General features: G+C 60.8%; 15 protein-coding genes. 1 reads left to right on the plus strand and 14 read right to left on the minus strand.

The features are described from left to right. Positions 1-9: 9 nt before the first annotated feature. Genes trbJ through AB8809_RS21630 form a run of 7 tightly spaced genes read right to left on the minus strand, consistent with a single transcriptional unit; the run spans position 10 to position 7,408 of the window. Entirely contained in the window at positions 10-753 is a 744-nt protein-coding gene (gene trbJ / locus AB8809_RS21600; protein ID WP_010280365.1) for a P-type conjugative transfer protein TrbJ, read from the minus strand. Further along, the gene (gene trbE / locus AB8809_RS21605; RefSeq protein WP_349856744.1) at positions 750-3,200 is read right to left on the minus strand and encodes a conjugal transfer protein TrbE; all 2,451 of its coding nucleotides are present in this window, start codon (positions 3,198-3,200) and stop codon (positions 750-752) included. Before trbE ends, trbJ begins: the two co-directional genes overlap by 4 nt. A gap of 12 nt (positions 3,201-3,212) precedes the next feature. Further along, positions 3,213-3,482, minus strand: a complete 270-nt coding sequence (locus tag AB8809_RS21610) for a VirB3 family type IV secretion system protein (RefSeq protein WP_010280369.1) — start codon at positions 3,480-3,482, stop codon at positions 3,213-3,215. After that, a complete protein-coding gene (locus AB8809_RS21615) occupies positions 3,479-3,865 on the minus strand; it encodes a TrbC/VirB2 family protein (RefSeq protein ID WP_191863241.1) in 387 nt (128 codons plus the stop codon). Before AB8809_RS21615 ends, AB8809_RS21610 begins: the two co-directional genes overlap by 4 nt. Beyond that, on the minus strand, positions 3,862-4,932 hold the full coding sequence (gene trbB, locus AB8809_RS21620) for a P-type conjugative transfer ATPase TrbB (protein ID WP_349856745.1): 1,071 nt from the start codon (positions 4,930-4,932) through the stop codon (positions 3,862-3,864). The genes AB8809_RS21615 and trbB overlap by 4 nt, the downstream gene beginning before the upstream one ends. Then, entirely contained in the window at positions 4,929-5,405 is a 477-nt protein-coding gene (locus AB8809_RS21625) for a ribbon-helix-helix protein, CopG family (RefSeq protein WP_011793885.1), read from the minus strand. Before AB8809_RS21625 ends, trbB begins: the two co-directional genes overlap by 4 nt. Further along, positions 5,402-7,408, minus strand: a complete 2,007-nt coding sequence (locus tag AB8809_RS21630) for a conjugal transfer protein TraG (protein ID WP_349856746.1) — start codon at positions 7,406-7,408, stop codon at positions 5,402-5,404. Before AB8809_RS21630 ends, AB8809_RS21625 begins: the two co-directional genes overlap by 4 nt. Before the next feature lie 3 nt (positions 7,409-7,411). Here AB8809_RS21630 and AB8809_RS21635 point away from each other — a divergent pair, with 3 nt between their 5' ends. Then, positions 7,412-7,606, plus strand: a complete 195-nt coding sequence (locus AB8809_RS21635) for a hypothetical protein (RefSeq protein WP_369986762.1) — start codon at positions 7,412-7,414, stop codon at positions 7,604-7,606. Positions 7,607-7,642: 36 nt separating this feature from the next. Here AB8809_RS21635 and AB8809_RS21640 read toward each other — a convergent pair whose 3' ends face one another. From AB8809_RS21640 to AB8809_RS21670, 7 genes are all read right to left on the minus strand, one after another. Further along, positions 7,643-7,909: an EexN family lipoprotein gene (locus AB8809_RS21640; protein WP_191863244.1), complete on the minus strand. Its 267-nt coding sequence runs from the start codon at positions 7,907-7,909 to the stop codon at positions 7,643-7,645. Then, on the minus strand, positions 7,906-8,850 hold the full coding sequence (locus AB8809_RS21645; RefSeq protein WP_010280381.1) for a LysR family transcriptional regulator: 945 nt from the start codon (positions 8,848-8,850) through the stop codon (positions 7,906-7,908). The genes AB8809_RS21640 and AB8809_RS21645 overlap by 4 nt, the downstream gene beginning before the upstream one ends. A 111-nt stretch (positions 8,851-8,961) precedes the next feature. Next, on the minus strand, positions 8,962-9,348 hold the full coding sequence (locus tag AB8809_RS21650; RefSeq protein WP_191863267.1) for a hypothetical protein: 387 nt from the start codon (positions 9,346-9,348) through the stop codon (positions 8,962-8,964). 74 nt (positions 9,349-9,422) lie between these two features. Then, positions 9,423-10,043 (minus strand): DUF1349 domain-containing protein, encoded by a 621-nt coding sequence (locus AB8809_RS21655; protein WP_349856748.1) that lies wholly within the window; start codon positions 10,041-10,043, stop codon positions 9,423-9,425. Positions 10,044-10,190: 147 nt separating this feature from the next. Then, positions 10,191-11,372, minus strand: coding sequence for an MFS transporter (locus AB8809_RS21660; RefSeq protein WP_349856749.1), 1,182 nt, complete (start codon positions 11,370-11,372; stop codon positions 10,191-10,193). An 18-nt stretch (positions 11,373-11,390) separates the two neighbouring features. Beyond that, entirely contained in the window at positions 11,391-14,084 is a 2,694-nt protein-coding gene (locus AB8809_RS21665; protein ID WP_349856750.1) for an excinuclease ABC subunit UvrA, read from the minus strand. A gap of 338 nt (positions 14,085-14,422) precedes the next feature. Beyond that, on the minus strand, positions 14,423-15,607 hold the full coding sequence (locus AB8809_RS21670; protein WP_039311480.1) for an MFS transporter: 1,185 nt from the start codon (positions 15,605-15,607) through the stop codon (positions 14,423-14,425). Positions 15,608-15,643 lie beyond the last annotated feature (36 nt).

Genomic DNA, 15,643 nt, shown 5'->3' on the forward strand with positions numbered 1-15,643 from the left:
CGTCTCCCGTCAGTTGCCGTAGAAATCCACGCGCTGCGGTGTGTAGGGCGTGCCATCACCTAGAAAGCGACGCGTCACTTCACGTCCACGTTCGACAGCAGCTGCTTGGCGTGCCAGTTCGAGCGCGGCAGCGCGTTCCTGCGTGATCTGGAGTTGCTGCGCCTGGATGGATTGCTTGGCCTGCAAAGCCAGAAGCTGATTGGTCGCCTGCATGGCTTGCAGCGCGCCGGTGGCGGACTGACTCTGGCTGATCAGATCGGACAGTGCGCTTTCGTCTTGTGCCAGGTTCTGCGACACCTGCGCCTGCATCCGCATGGCGGTATGCAGGCCATTCAAAGTGTTCTTCCAGCGTTCCTGCGCATCGCGCAGCATCTGGTCGCCGCTGACGGTCGCGGCGTATTGTTCCGGGTACAACCGGGCGAAAGTGGCATCCATGCTCTGCACGTCATAGGCCAGGCCGCGCGCCTCGGCGATCAGGCGCTCAGTGGTTGCCAGCGTCGAGCGCAGGCGATTGACGATGTTGAAGTCCAGATTCGCCAGATTGCGCGCCTGGTTCATCAGCATCTGTGCTTCGTTTTGAAGCTGGTTGATTTGGTTGTTGATCTGCTCCAGCGTGCGAACAGCGGTCAACGTGTTCTGCACGAAATTGGACGGGTCAAACACCGTCAGCGCAGACGCAGGCTGTGAGGCCAGCAGCGATACCGACAGCACGGCGGCGAGTGAGACAGAGAGCAAACGGGGTTGGGTGTTCATGGCGAAACCTCCAGAGGATCAGAAGCGAGGAAGGACGCTGCCGCCGGTGAGGAAGGCAGCAGGTCTGCGGCCCAATCGAGGCCGCGATGGCGCAGCCAGGCACCGGCAAAGCCCGGTGTGCCTGCGTCCAGCAGCACGCGATCCATGTCGCGTTGGTCTTGCGGAGTGGAAGCCCCGGCAAAGGCCAGCGTGGCTGGCCCCAGGTCGAGGTCGAACAGGCGATTTCCCAACCGCGATTGGTAGTAGTAGTCACGCTTGGGTTGCGCGGTCGCCACGATCTCGATCTGGCGTGAGTTCAGCCCGAAGCCTTCGTAGATCGTGCGGATCTGCGGCTCTGTGGCCTGCGGATTGGGGAGGAAAATGCGACTCGCGCAGCTTTCGATCACCGCCGCAGCAATGCTCGAATCCTTGATGTCGGCTAGCGACTGAGTAGCGAAGATGACGCTGACATTCTTCTTGCGCAGCGTCTTGAGCCACTGGCGGATGCGGGCGGCGAACACCGGGTCATCGAGGAACAACCAGGCTTCATCGAGGATCAGCAGCGTGGGCGCGCCGTCGAAACGTTCATCGAAGCGGGCGAACAGGTAGCCCAGCACCGCCAGCACCGCCGCCTTGCTGTGCATGAGTTCTTCCATCTCGAAGCACTGCACAGAACCCGAACCAAGACGATCCGAATCTGCGTCCAGCAGCTTGCCGTGCGCGCCGCCCAGTACATAGGGCGCGAGCGCCTGGCGCAATGCGTTCGATTGCAGCAGCACCGACAGGCCCGTCAGCGTGCGCTGCTCCGCCGGCGCACCCGCAAGGCTGCCGAGTGCCGACCAGATCGCGGCCTTCTCCTCTGGGCCGATGGCCACGCCTTCGTGCAGCAAGCGGCCTTCCACCCATTCGGCGGCCCAGGTGCGGTAGCCCTCTTGGTCGACGCGGGCCAACGGCTGGAAAGCAATCGCCCCATCGCTGCCCAGGTCGTAATGCTCGCCCCCAAGCCCCAGGATGGTGGCGCGCATGGAGCGGCCCATATCGAAGGCGAAGATGCGCGAACCGAAGTAACGGCGGAACTGCATTGCCAGCGTGGCGAGCAATACCGACTTGCCCATGCCGGTTGGCCCGGCGACCAGCGTGTGGCCCACGTCTCCGATGTGCGTCACCAGCCGGAACGGCGTCGCGCCATCGGTGCGCGTGACGATCAGCGGCGGGCCATCCAGATGCGCGTTTTTCTCCGGCCCTGCCCAGACCGCTGACAGCGGCATCATGTGCGCCAGGTTCAGCGTCGAAACGATGGGCTGTCGCACATTCGCGTAGGCGTTGCCGGGGATCGAGGACAGCCAGGCATCGACAGCGTTGAGGGTTTCGGGGATGGTGACGAAGCCGCGCCCCTGGATGACGCGTTCCACCATGCGAAGCTTCTCGTCGGCGGTCGCCGGATCAGCATCGAGCACCGTCAATGTGGCAGTGAGATAGCCGAAAGACACCTGATCGCTGCCCAGCTCCTGCAGGGCGGCATCGGCATCGGCGGCCTTGTTGTTGGCGTCGGTATCGACCAGCGGGCTTTCCTGCTGGAAGATCGTTTCACGCAATAGCGCGACGACGTTCTTGCGCTTGGCGAACCACTGGCGGCGCAGGCGGCCCAGTTCTTTTTCCGCTTCGGCTTTGTCCAGGCACAGAAAGCGGGTGCTCCAGCGATAGCCAAAGCCCAGACGGTTGAGGTCGTCCAGAATCCCCGGCCAGGTCGAAGTCGGAAAGCCCCGCACCGATACCACTCGCAGGTGCTGGTCGCCCAGCATGGGGGTCAGACCACCGACCAACGGCGAGTCAGTTAGCAACGCGTCGATGTGAAACGGCACGCCGGGCACACCGACGCGGTAGCGTCGCGTGGACACCGTGGCGTGCAGGTAAGTCAGTGTCTGCGCGTCATCCAGCCAGCCAATTTCCGGCATCACGCCATCGAGCAGGTCGAACACGCGATCTGTTTCTGCCACGAAAGCTTCAAGCCGACCCTGCCAGTCCACACCGTCGCCCGGTGCGTTCTCATAGAGCATCTTGGCGGCGCGGGCGCGAGATTCTTCTGGTGGCAGATAAGCCAGCGTGAGGTGATAGGCGCTCTCGTAGTGATGGCCGGATTCCTTGAAAGCCGCGCGGCGTTCTTCTTCCACCAACCAGGACAACGGCTCGGGGAAGTCGGAACGTGGATAGCCCGCCGCTGCGCGGCGCTCGGCTTCGATGAACAAGGCCCAGCCCGATCCCAGGCGGCGCAGTGCGTTGTTGAGCCGCGCCGACGTGGCGATCAGCTCGCCTTGCGTGGCGCTGTCCAGATCCGGCCCACGAAAGCGTGCTGTGCGCTGAAACGAACCATCCTTGTTCAGCACCACCCCCGGCGCAATCAGCCCGGCCCAGGGCAACCAGTCGGCCAGCAGCGCGGGCCGCTGGCGGTATTCGGCAAGGTTCAGCATGTCGGCTTCTCCCTATGCGTCCAGCAGCGGCTTGTGCTTGATGTGCCGGGCGAAGACCTGCATGAACTGCGGATCGACGCGCGCGCCCCAGACCGCCAGCGAGTGCCCGACGATCCAGAGCACCACACCGGGAATCCACAGTTGCAGGCCCAGCCCGACGGCGGCGGCCAGCGTGCCGTTGGCAATGGCCACGGTGCGGGGCGCACCGCCCAGCAGGATCGGCTCGGTCAGCGAGCGATGCAGCGGCACTTCAAAACCCGGAAGATCGGTGGCCGTGCTCATACGACGGCCCCGCCGGAGAAGCTGAAAAACGACAGGAAGAAGCTGGAAGCCGCAAAGGCAATGGACAGACCGAAGACGATCTGGATCAGCTTGCGGAAACCGCCACTGGTATCCCCAAAGGCCAGCGCCAGACCCGTCGCAATAATGATGATGACCGCTACGATGCGGGCTACCGGCCCCTGGATGGATTCGAGGATGGATTGCAGTGGGCCTTCCCACGGCATTGAGGAACCGGCGGCCTGAGCCGTACCCGCCAGCAACAGCATCAACACCGCGAGCAGCAGCCCTTGTCCTGCGGGGCGAACCAGACTACGCAGCCGCGGCAGCGTGGGCGGCGGAGAAAGTGGATTGACAGAAAGACGGAAAGCATCAACGTGCGTCATGGCAGTTCTCCAGGTTGATCAGTGGTCAGGGAAGGCGCAGCGGCACCGGCTGCAAGAGGAACCGGCGGCAACTCGGGAAGCGGTGCTTCCAGCGCATCCGCCAGGCGGTAGCCCGCGCCGTCGAAGCCGACAACGCGGGAAATGGTTTCGACGTGGCGCTTGCGGCCGCGTCCGGCGATGTGGATGACGATGTTGACCGCCTCGGCGATCAGGGCGCGGGGCGGGTTCACCGCCACTTCGAGAATCAGTTGCTCCAGGCGCAGCAGTGCGCCCAAGGCGGAGCCGGCATGGATGGTGGCGATACCACCGGGGTGGCCGGTGCCCCAGACCTTCACCAGATCCAGCGCTTCGCCGCCGCGCACTTCGCCCACGATCACGCGATCCGGGCGCAGCCGCATCGTGGCGCGCACCAGCTCCTGCATCGACACCACGCCCGCACGGGTGCGCAGCGGCACATGGTCACGGGCTGCGCATTGCAGTTCGATGGTGTCTTCCAGCACCAGCACGCGGTCGCCGGTGGCGGCGATCTCGGCCAGCAAGGCGTTGGCCAGCGTGGTCTTGCCGGTACTGGTGCCTCCGGCGATCAGGATGTTGTGCCGCTCGCGCACTGCATGACGCAGAAACTCGGCCTGCCCAGCGGTCAGGATGCCATCGGCCACATAGCGATCCAGACCGATGATGCTCACGGCGCGTTTGCGCAGCGCAAAGGCCGGGCCGGGGGCGGCGGGCGGCAAGATGCCCTCGAAGCGTTCGCCGGTCTCCGGCAGTTCGGCGGTCAAGAGCGGTTGGCCGCGATGCACCTCCGCACCAACATGGGCGGCTACCAGGCGGATGATGCGTTCGCCATCGGCCTCGGGTAGTTCAACGCCGAGCGGCGCACGGCCAGAGGACAACCGATCTACCCACAATGTCCGATCGGGGTTGAGCATCACTTCCACCACGTCCGGGTCTTCCAGCGCGGCGGCAATCACCGGCCCCATCGCCGTGCGCAGCATCTGGATGCGGCGATCCTGGGACGCCGCAGCGGATGAGCGTGGATCGGGCGCGATCTGTGGAACGGCACTCATGACGCACGCTCCGCTGTGCGTTCATGGGCGGCAGCCATCCCCGCCGCCTCATCCATGCGCATGGGGTCGGGGTGCAGTTCTTCCACCACGTCGCGCACCAAGCTGCGGCCACGCAGCAGGTGACGGCCCAACTGTTCGACGAACTGCTCGAAACGCGCCTTGCCCTGAGCGCGGGCTGCATCCTGATGCGCCTCCGGCACCGGCGTGCTGACAGTCAGGTAGTAGCGGATGAACAGCGCCAGCGTTTCGATCTGGATGTTCTGGTCGCGCTCCAGGCGCTCGGCCTGCCGCGACAGGCGATCTAGTCGTTTGGCAATGGCGGCCTCGCGCTGGTCGCCGGCATCGGGTGACAGCCAGGACGCCAAGGCAGCGGCGACGATGCTGGACTTGGACACGCCTTTCTTAGCGGCCAGCTCGTCCAGGCGTTTGGCGTGCTCGTGCTGGATGAACAGGTTCAATCGGTATTGGCTCATAGGTCGATTCCGTCGTTGGGGTTCAGCGATGCCAGCCGCGACGTGCGTTGCAGGGCGGGGTCTAGCTGGCCGGGAAGCACCGGGGGCATGTCGTCGTCATCGAGCAGCGACAGGTCGCTGGCCGGGGCATCCATCGCTGGGGCATAGGCGATGGCTTCGGACAGTTCGGGCTGGCGGCGTGGGCCGCCGTCGTCGGTCGAACCCAAGGCCTCCAGGTCATCGGCGGATGCCGTGGCCGGTGCCGCAGGAACCGCAGGTATTGCCAGGCCGCTCCAGTCGTCAGGTCGTGCAGGCGGCACATCGGCATAGCGGCCTGCCGTCACCGCAGGCGGCGGAATCACCCGTTGCTTGAAATTGGCGTCGGCGAAGTAGCGCAGCTTCTTCGCCTTGATCGGCGCGACACTGGACACCATCACCACCGCCTCATCGGTCGGTAGCTGCATCACTTCACCCGGCGTCAGCAGCGGCCGTGCGGTTTCTTGGCGCGACACCATCAGGTGGCCCAGCCACGGCGCGAGCCGGTGGCCCGCGTAGTTGCGCTGCGCACGCAGCTCAGTGGCCGTGCCGAGGGTTTCTGAAATGCGTTTGGCCGTGCGTTCGTCGTTGGTGGCGAACGTCACACGCACATGGCAGTTGTCCAGAATCGAATGGTTCTGGCCGTAGGCCTTGTCGATTTGATTGAGCGATTGCGCGATGAGGAAGCTGCGGATGCCGTAACCCGCCATGAAGGCCAGCGCCGTCTCGAAGAAGTCCAGACGGCCAAGCGCCGGGAACTCATCGAGCATCAGCAGCAGCTTGTGCCGGCGCTCGATACCGTCGGAGCCGTCGAGCGATTCGGTGAGCCGCCGGCCGATCTGGTTGAGGATCAGCCGGATCAGCGGCTTGGTGCGCGAAATGTCCGAAGGCGGCACCACCAGATAGAGCGATACCGGATGCTCTGCTGCGATCAGGTCAGCGATGCGCCAGTCGCAGCGCGAAGTGACTTCGGCCACGGTCGGATCACGGTACAGACCGAGGAACGACATGGCGGTGGAGAGCACGCCAGACCGCTCGTTGTCCGACTTGTTGAGCACTTCGCGGGCAGCGGATGCAACGACGGGATGCTGGGCATCGCCCAGGTGTTTGGTCGTCATCATTCGGTGCAAGGTCAGCTCGAACGGGCTGGCCGGATCGGACAGGAAGTTGGCGACGCCACGCAGCGTCTTGTCTTCCCCCGCGTACAGCACATGCAGGATCGCGCCGACCAGTAGCGCGTGACTGGTCTTCTCCCAATGGTTGCGCTTCTCCAGCGCGCCTTCTGGATCGACCAGGATGTCGGCGATGTTCTGCACGTCGCGCACCTCATGCGCGCCGCGCCGTACCTCCAGCAGCGGGTTGTAGGCCGCCGAACTGGCATCGGTGGGGTTGAACAGCAGGCAGTGGCTGAATCGACTGCGCCAGCCAGCGGTGATCTGCCAGTTCTCGCCCTTGATGTCGTGGATGACGGCGGATGTCGGCCAGGACAACAGCGTTGGCACCACTAGGCCCACGCCCTTGCCCGAGCGAGTGGGCGCAAAGGTCAGGACGTGTTCCGGCCCTTCGTGCCTCAGGTAATGGCCGTCATGCTGACCGAGAAAGACGCCGGCGGGCTGCGTCAGCCCGGCCTTGCGAATGTCGGCGGCATCGGCCCAACGGGCCGAGCCATAGGTCGTCACCTTGCGCGCCTGCCGCGAGCGCCAGACAGACATAGCGATGGCGACCGCCACGGCCAGCAGGCCGCTGCTTGCCGCGATCATGCCTCCGGTGTCGAACACCTGCGGCGCGTAGGCGTCGAAGAAAAACCACCACTCGAAGAGCTTCCACGGGTAATAGACCGGTGTGCCGTGGAAGTCGAACCAGGGCGAGCCAAGGCGTAGCTGGTAGCCCAAGGCGGCGGCTGTCCATTGCGTGGCACCCCACACACCGGCGATCACGATGCCGAACACGGCGGCGATCTGCCCGAACAAAACGCCCTGAGCTTGCATACCTTGGCCTCCGATTTCTCCTGCGCTGATTCGCCGTGGAAAACGCGGCACGAAGGCGTGCCGCAGGCGTCAGGATCGGTGCCGGTTCAGTGCCGGTCAAAGACCGTTATCGGCAGCAAGGTGATGCAAAAAGCATGGCTCCATGTAGAGAAGAAGCCAGTAGAAACGCCGCAGGCGTGGGCGCGCTGCGGCGTGTAGAGAAAATAACGAAGATACGCGGCAAGCCGCCAACAGTTAGAACTTGGGCGGCGTGTCCGATGGCGTGTAAGGCACCTTGCCGTCGCCCAAAAAGCGCTTATTCGTCGCCTCCGCTACCCGGTTGCAGAGTACGTCTTCCATTGCCGTACGCTTGGTCTTGCACTGACGGCGCAGTTCCTTCAAGCGTTCGGGATCGGCCGCCAGTTCTTCCACGGTCGGGACACCGAAGTCCTGCTTCGGCGACTCCGACGGGTCGCATGCTGTAAGCGCCGCGACCAGCAGCAAAGGGGTCATTCGCTTCATGGCTCGGTGTCCTCCGGGGCATCAGGTTCAGGTGGTTGTTCGGGCCTCGCGCCTTCGAGCAAGTCAATAGCTTGCACCCGCTCGATAAATCGGGACAGCGCTTCCGAAGGCTCACCTTCGCGATGCAGTAGATAGGTCGTCAGCACTGGGGAACAGCCTGCCAAGGGCCGCGCAACTACGCCCGGTTCGCGGCTGGCCTCGATGTGTGGTGCGGCAGTCAGGCCCAGCGCGAAGCCCGCTGATACCAGCGCCATCATCAGGTCGTATGAGGACACACGCTCTGCAATCAGTGGCTCCATTTCCGCGCGGCGCAGCACCCGCTCGACCTGGCGCGCGTGTCCTTCACAAGCGAGCGGATCACACAGTACGAGGGGGTAACGTATCATCTCCTCCAGCGGAATGCGCTTGTGTCTGAGCAGCGGGTGGCGAGCTGGCACCGCCACCATTAGCGGATCACTCCACACAGCCTGGGCTGCAATGCCTTCACCCACTTCATTGGATTGTGCGAAACCAACGTCGTAAAGGTCGTCGTGCAGCCCTTTGATCTGCTGTGAAAGCGGCACCTCAAACAGACGGATCTCGACTTCGGGTTCCTCCTGCCGGCACAACGCCAACAAGTTCGGCAAGCGCGATGACGTCGTGCCGTCGGACAGTGCAATGCGTAATTGCCCATGAAAGCCATTGGCCGCAGCCTGCACGCTGTCTCGGGCTTGCTGCAAGGCTGTGAAGATGCGCGGCACATGCTCAAGAAAAAGCTTGCCTGCCCGTGTCAGTCGTGTGCTGCGGCTGGTGCGTACGAACAATTGCTCGCCCAGATCTTCTTCCAATTCCCTGATGGTGCGCGACAAGGGCGACTGTTCTATATGTAGTTTTTCCGCAGCTCGGGCAAAGTGAAGCTCTTCCGCAACAGCGAGGAAACACCGTAAGTGCCGCAGTTCCATAGTTTCCCTTGTTCCCAATCGTTCCTATAAGAGCCTTGGGTATTCAACAGTCCCACTCACCACAAGAACCACAGTCAAGGCAACGCTCAAAGCGTGCCGAAAGCTTATGCCTTATGCCTTATGCCTCTGCAGGGTGGGAGCCAACAGCAACGGCAGAGCCAACAGCGTTAGAACAACAAGCATGGTGAGCCGAAGGCCGATGTGCTCGCCGATGAAGCCGAGTGGCGGAGGGCCGACGAGAAAGGCCGTGTAGCCGATCGTGGCCAAAACCGCGATGCGCGCGATTAGACCGAACCCGCCGTTCGCGAATCCAGAGAGGTGAACGTGATGCCAGTCATATGGCACGCCATCTTTAGACATGTACTGACACATGGGGGCTACCCAAGCCCTGTTTGGGATCGTGACGCCGCCTGTAACCAAAGGCGAAAAAAGGTGGGTTTGTGCCGAAGCCATCAAACGCACATGAATGGTGTAGTAGGAGAAAATGGGCAGGGACATAGCGTCCCGGTCTCTTGGCATGCATCCAATTACCGATTGCGCAATCTGATGCATGCAGAGACGTCGAGATACCATCAGAGCCCGTTGCGGAAGTCGGCGATGCTCACGTCGGTCAACGCGTAGTTGCTGAACGAGACATTGCAGCCATCGGCATTGGGGGATTGCGCCTCAAAGCCAATTTCCGGCTCCGCCTCGGTGTTGTCAAAAGCGAATGCCCGCACGAAAATCCACTTCACGCCATCCACTGAAGCATGCAGCGCGTACACGTTCTCTTTACGAGAAATGCGCAGATTTACCTGCTTGCCATCCACAGTAAAGGCATTCGCGTCGTCGGAGGTGCCACCTTTATTGATGACTGAAACCACCATGGGCTCCCCGTCTGGGGAATATTCGAAGCACAGCTTCGCCCAGGTGCTCTCATCGACCCGCAAGAGCAGCACGCCCGCGTCAAAGGTGGCTCCGAACTCGACGTGTACTGTGGCACTGAATTGAAAGTCACCGGCCGGAATGCGAGTCATCAACGTCGCCGCATTGTGACGGCTGGCAGACGACACTACGGATCCAGCGCGGCCCGGATCTATGAAGATGTCGCTATGCCTGGGTGCGGTGGTGGTCACGCGACCGCTTTTGTTGTCAACCTTCCAGTCAGACCCTTGCGAAGCAACGAAGTCGTAAGGGACGTTGTGTAGTTTCATGACGCTCTCCAGTTCTAGGTTGGCAGAAAGAATCCGCGCGTATTGAAAGTGTCTGATCAGCGTGTGATGACGCGAACCAGCCATGGTGAAACTATGTCGCTCGCGTGCCTAGTGCGGGCTCAAGGTTTTGAAGAATCCTGTGAAGGCTCATGAACTACGCCTTTGCAAAGTGGTTGCCAACAGCAATGGCAGAGCCAATAGAGCCATGACAAATAGCATCGTGAGCCGTAGGCCTATGTGCTCGCCGATGAAGCCGAGTAGCGGAGGGCCGACAAGAAAGGCCGTGTAGCCGATCGTGGCCAGAACCGCGATGCGCGCGGATGGATCATGTCCAACTGAGGCACCGGCTGACATCGCTACAGGAAAGCCCAGTGATGCACCGATTCCCCAAAGGAATACGCCGATACCTGCCACAGACAAGGTTGGGGCCAGAACTACTATTAGTATTCCGACTGCGCCGATAAGCGCACTGGCGCGAATTACGTTGACGGGTCCGAAACGGCTCAGCACCCCGGTTCCCAAGAACCGTCCCAATGTCATCGTCGCAGCGAAAGCGACGAACAGAAGCGAACCAATGGCTTCAGAGGTTTCGTGCGCGTCCACAATCAGCAGTGGTAGCCAGTCGTTGGCGGAGCCTTCGGCCAGCGCCACAGCCAGCACAATTGCACCGATGAGGATGAGCTTCGGATCATCCTTGATGGTCGTGATGAAGCCTCGCTTATTTGCGGAATCAGTCACGCGTGCGCCGTGTGATCCGACCACACCGTAGGCGACATAGACCAGCATCGGACACAGCAGCGCACAGACGACGAGCATGTGCGAGGTAACGGACAAGCCTTTTGCAACCAGTAGCAGACCACACACGGCACCGAGCGTCGTACCCAGGCTGAAGCAGCCGTGTACCAGCGTCAGCACGGGTCGCCCCAGCCCACGTTCCACATGCGCCCCCAACACGTTGACGGCCACTTCGGCCTGGGCCATTCCAAAACCAACCAGGCCCAAGCCAAAGCCTGTCATCCAAGCCAAAGCGAGGTGAGTACCGCTCGACAGCACGATCAGGCCCGCCAGAGCGAGCGTCATGCCAGCGCAGACTGCACGATCTGCACCAATACGGGCCACGATGTTGCCGGCCAGCAGAATCCCGCCCATCGAGCCAAGCGAGAACCCGAAAAGGATCAGACCCATCTCTGCTGTGGATGCGCTCAGAGCGTCGCGGATAGAGGGCGTGCGCACGATCCAGGAGGCCATGACAAAGCCGAGCACGAGGAAACATCCGAACAATGCCCGGCGCGTTTTGAGCAATCTTGCGTTTTCAGTATTCACATTCATTCTTGGTTGCAGGAGGCCTTAGGCCTTGCTGGTTGATCTGACGAAGCGAGCCGTTTGTTTGCCTACCAGTTCATTGGAGAGATAAGGCGCTGTCCGGCTTGCCTTTACGGCAGCCACTACCTCTGGAGGCCCACTGACCACCACTCGGCCTCCCGAATTGCCAGCCCCTGGTCCCATGTCGATGACCCAATCACACGCCGCGACCACGCGCATGTCGTGCTCGACCACCACAACTGTGTTGCCTGCCTGGACCAATCCATCGAGTTGCAGGAGCAAGCGATCGACATCCGCCGGGTGCAGTCCAGTGGTGGGCTCGTCCAGCACGTAAAGGGTGTTGCCATGCTGCAGCCGCTGCAACTCGGTGACGAGCTTGATGCGTTGCGCCTCACCCCCGCTCAACTCGGTCGCAGGCTGCCCCAGTCGCAGATAGCCCAGGCCGATGTCGTGCAACAGCATCAGTGGTCGCAGTACGGCAGGCTCATCCGAAAACACCTCGCAGGCATCCTTCACTGTGAGGTCAAGCACCTGCGCAATCGTCAGATCCTTCCACTTGATCTCAAGCGTTGCCGGGTTGTAACGAGCACCGTGGCATTCCGGGCACGGTGCGTACACGCTCGGGAGGAACAGCAACTCCACGCTCACAAAGCCTTCGCCTTCGCACTTTGGGCATCGTCCCTGTGCGACGTTGAAGGAAAAACGCCCGGGCCCATAGCGGCGCCGCTGTGCTGCAGGTGTGGCCGCGAACAGCTTGCGTACGCCGTCGAACAAGCCGGTGTAAGTTGCCAGGTTGGACCGTGGCGTGCGGCCGATGGGCTTTTGATCAACCCGAACCAGTCGTTTGATACCGACCAATTCCGCCAAGCGGCCCGCCGTCACGACGCCCGCACTATTGCTGGCAGCACCCGGATCATCGTCTTGCAGGTCGCTGAAGGGTTGCGCGCTACTGGGCGAGCTATCGCCATCGTTGTGCTCGGCGTCAACCAAAGGCGTGCCGAGCTCCTGCGCTACAAGTTCGACCAGTGCATGACTGACCAGACTCGACTTCCCAGAACCAGAAATTCCGGTCACCGCCGTCAGACACCCTGTCGGAAACGCGGCGTCCACATCTTTAAGGTTATGGCGCACAACGCCTTCAAGGCGTAGCCACTCAAGGGCATCCCGGCGAACTTGAACCTTTCTGTCGCTCTTGGCCGGGAACAGGTAGCGCGCCGTTTTGGATCGACTAACTTTCGCTAGCCCAGCAGGAGGGCCGCTATAGAGAACTTCTCCTCCATGGGCGCCAGCGTCGGGTCCGACGTCTACCAACCAGTCCGCTTCGCCCATGGTGGCCAGATCGTGCTCCACCACAAACAAGGAATTGCCAACTCTTTTGAGCCGATGCAGTGCAGCAATCAGTGCTTCGCCGTCTGCGGGGTGTAATCCTGCAGACGGTTCATCGAGTACGTACACGACTCCGAAAAGCTGTGATACCAGTTGCGTGGCCAGACGCAGGCGTTGCAGCTCGCCCGAGGACAGCGATGGCGTCGCGCGGTCGAGCGACAGATACCCAAGCCCGAGCTGTGTCATCGCGCTGATGCGCGAGGTAATTTCCTGGGCTAATCGCTGGGCAGCAAGCACCTGCTCCTGGGCATATTCAGGTACGGGCTTTGTCGTCGATCCCGAGCGGCGTTTACCGCCAGCCGTGGTGGGAAGACCCGCATGAATGCTGGCTGCTGGGATCTCCTGTCCGAGCCTGCCTTCGGCCGCCGGAGTAAGGAGCACTGCCATCTCGTCGAGCGTCAACCGCCCGAGCTCAACGATGTCGACACCCGAGAAGGTGACCGTCAAAGCCTCAGGCTTGATGCGCTTTCCACCACAAACATGGCAGTCGCTACTGACCATGAATGCCGCGGCCCGCTCGCGCATACGCGCGCTCTTGCTGTGTGCGAAGGTGTGCAAGACATGCCGCTTCGCACTGCTGAATGTGCCCATGTAGCTTGGCGACAAACCAGTCTTTTGCGCGGCCTTGGCTTCCTCATGGCTGGCTCCGGCATACACCGGGACGGTAGGCTGCTCTTCAGTAAAAAGAATCCAGTCGCGCAATTTCTTGGGAAGCTTTCGCCATGGCACATCGACGTCGTGTCCCAGCATGACGAGGATGTCCCGCAGATTCTGCCCACCCCACGCAGTGGGCCAGGCCGCTACAGCGCGCTCGCGAATCGTCAGGCCGTCATCCGGAACCATCGACTGTTCGGTAACTTCATAGACTTTGCCCATGCCGTGGCAATGCGGGCATGCACCTTCCGGTGTGTTGGGCGAAAAGTCTTCCGCATACAGCATGGGGTGCCCCACGGGATACCGGCCCGCACGGGAGTAAAGGAGCCGCACCAAATTGGAAATGCCGCTCAGACTCCCAATAGAGGACCGAGCGGTAGGTGTACCCCGACGCTGTTGCAGCGCCACGGCGGGTGGCAGACCGTCGATAGCGTCCACATCCGGCGTACCCGCTTGGTCGATCAGCCGACGTGCATAAGGCGCAACTGATTCCAAGTAGCGACGCTGCGACTCGGCATATAAGGTGCCGAAAGCCAGGGACGACTTGCCCGAACCCGAGATACCCGTGAAGACCACCAGCGAATCACGGGGAATCTCAACGTCAATGTTCTTTAGGTTGTTTTCCCGTGCCCCGCGAATACTTACAAACCCGTGATTTTTAGATATTTCGTTCTTCATAATGTCGACTGATATCGTGGTTTCTTCCGAATTTGCAGGAGCGCAAAATGCTGTGCCCCCGCAATGATTCCGTTGCCTCCGTATTGCGTTGCTACACCCATTGAGGCCACAGCATCCACATCACAGCATTTGCATACGTTGGATTCGGACGACTTGCCACAGGTGCGTTCTCCGTTTTCCCTAAAGTCCGGGCAACGCCGCACTGCGCTTACGCTGCCCAAGACGAATCAGTTGCTCCCAGCAGCCGTAACAATATCAACCGAGCTATAAGCCAGTACCAGCCTCAGTTCTAATTTTTAGCTGGTTTCTGACTGTATACATGACTAAGCAATAAAGGATCAGCATTCCGCTAAATGATCAGCTCGCTTTCTTCTATCGAGAAAGCCCGCCCATACTGTCAGAGCGAATGCCAAAAATACGAATATTGCAGCGATCAAAGGTGTGGATGTCAAACTTCCCCTTGCCACGATCATCCCCCCGATAGAAGCGCCTCCGGCGATCCCCAAATTGAATGCCGCGATATTCAGCCCGGAAGCGACATCCACGGCAGACGGCACATAACGCTCGGCTTGTTTAACGGCATAAAACTGAAGACCAGGAACGTTTCCGAAGGCGACTGCACCCCATATCAGAACGGTGATGAGCATCATCCATTTGCTTGATGCAGTGAATGCCAATGCGATAAGGACAACTGTCAATGCCAAGAATATCGAACGAAGCGCGGGCACAGCACCGTAGCGATCTACAAGCTTTCCACCATACAGATTTCCAACTGCAACAGACACGCCATACAAAAGCATCACGCCACTCACTGCTGCTGCCGAGAAGCCCGTGATTTCTTCAAGAATTGGCGCGAGGTAGGTAAAGGCTACGAAAGACCCACCGTAGCCAATAGCGGTAATTGCATAGGCCAGTATCAGGCGTGGGTGCGTTAGCACGCTGGCAAGTTGCCGCAATGTTGCAGGCTTGCTACTGGGGATGTTGCTAGGAACGAACAAAAGTGTTCCCAATATTGCGATTGCTCCCAAAGTAGCCACAACGAGGAAGGTCGAGCGCCAACCAAAAATCTGCCCAATAAAGGTTCCAATCGGCACACCAGTGACAAGTGCTACGGTCAGCCCTGTAAACATTATCGCAATAGCGCTGGCGGCTTTTTCCTTTGGAACAAGCCCTGCGGCAATGATGGTCGCGATTGAGTAAAAGACTCCGTGAGCTAGTCCTGTTAACACCCGAGCTGCGACTAGTGTCTCAAAACTCGGTGATGCCCATGCCAATATGTTGCTCGCAGTGAAAATCGCCATCAATGAGATAAGCAGAATCTTCCGGTGGACTTTCCCCGTGGCCGCGGTAAGCAAAGGGGCGCCGACCGCGACGCCCATTGCATAAAGGCTGACGAGCAGGCCTGCGGATGGCAGGCTAACGCCCAGGTCCGTTGCTACGATTGGAATCAATCCCACAATGACAAATTCGGCAGTGCCGATTGCAAAAGAACATATCGTTAGGGCAAACAATGCAATTGGCATCAGATCCTCTTAAATCATCAAAGAAAAAGCTCCCTG

It is taken from the genome of Pectobacterium aroidearum (assembly GCF_041228105.1).
Lineage (GTDB): Bacteria > Pseudomonadota > Gammaproteobacteria > Enterobacterales > Enterobacteriaceae > Pectobacterium > Pectobacterium aroidearum.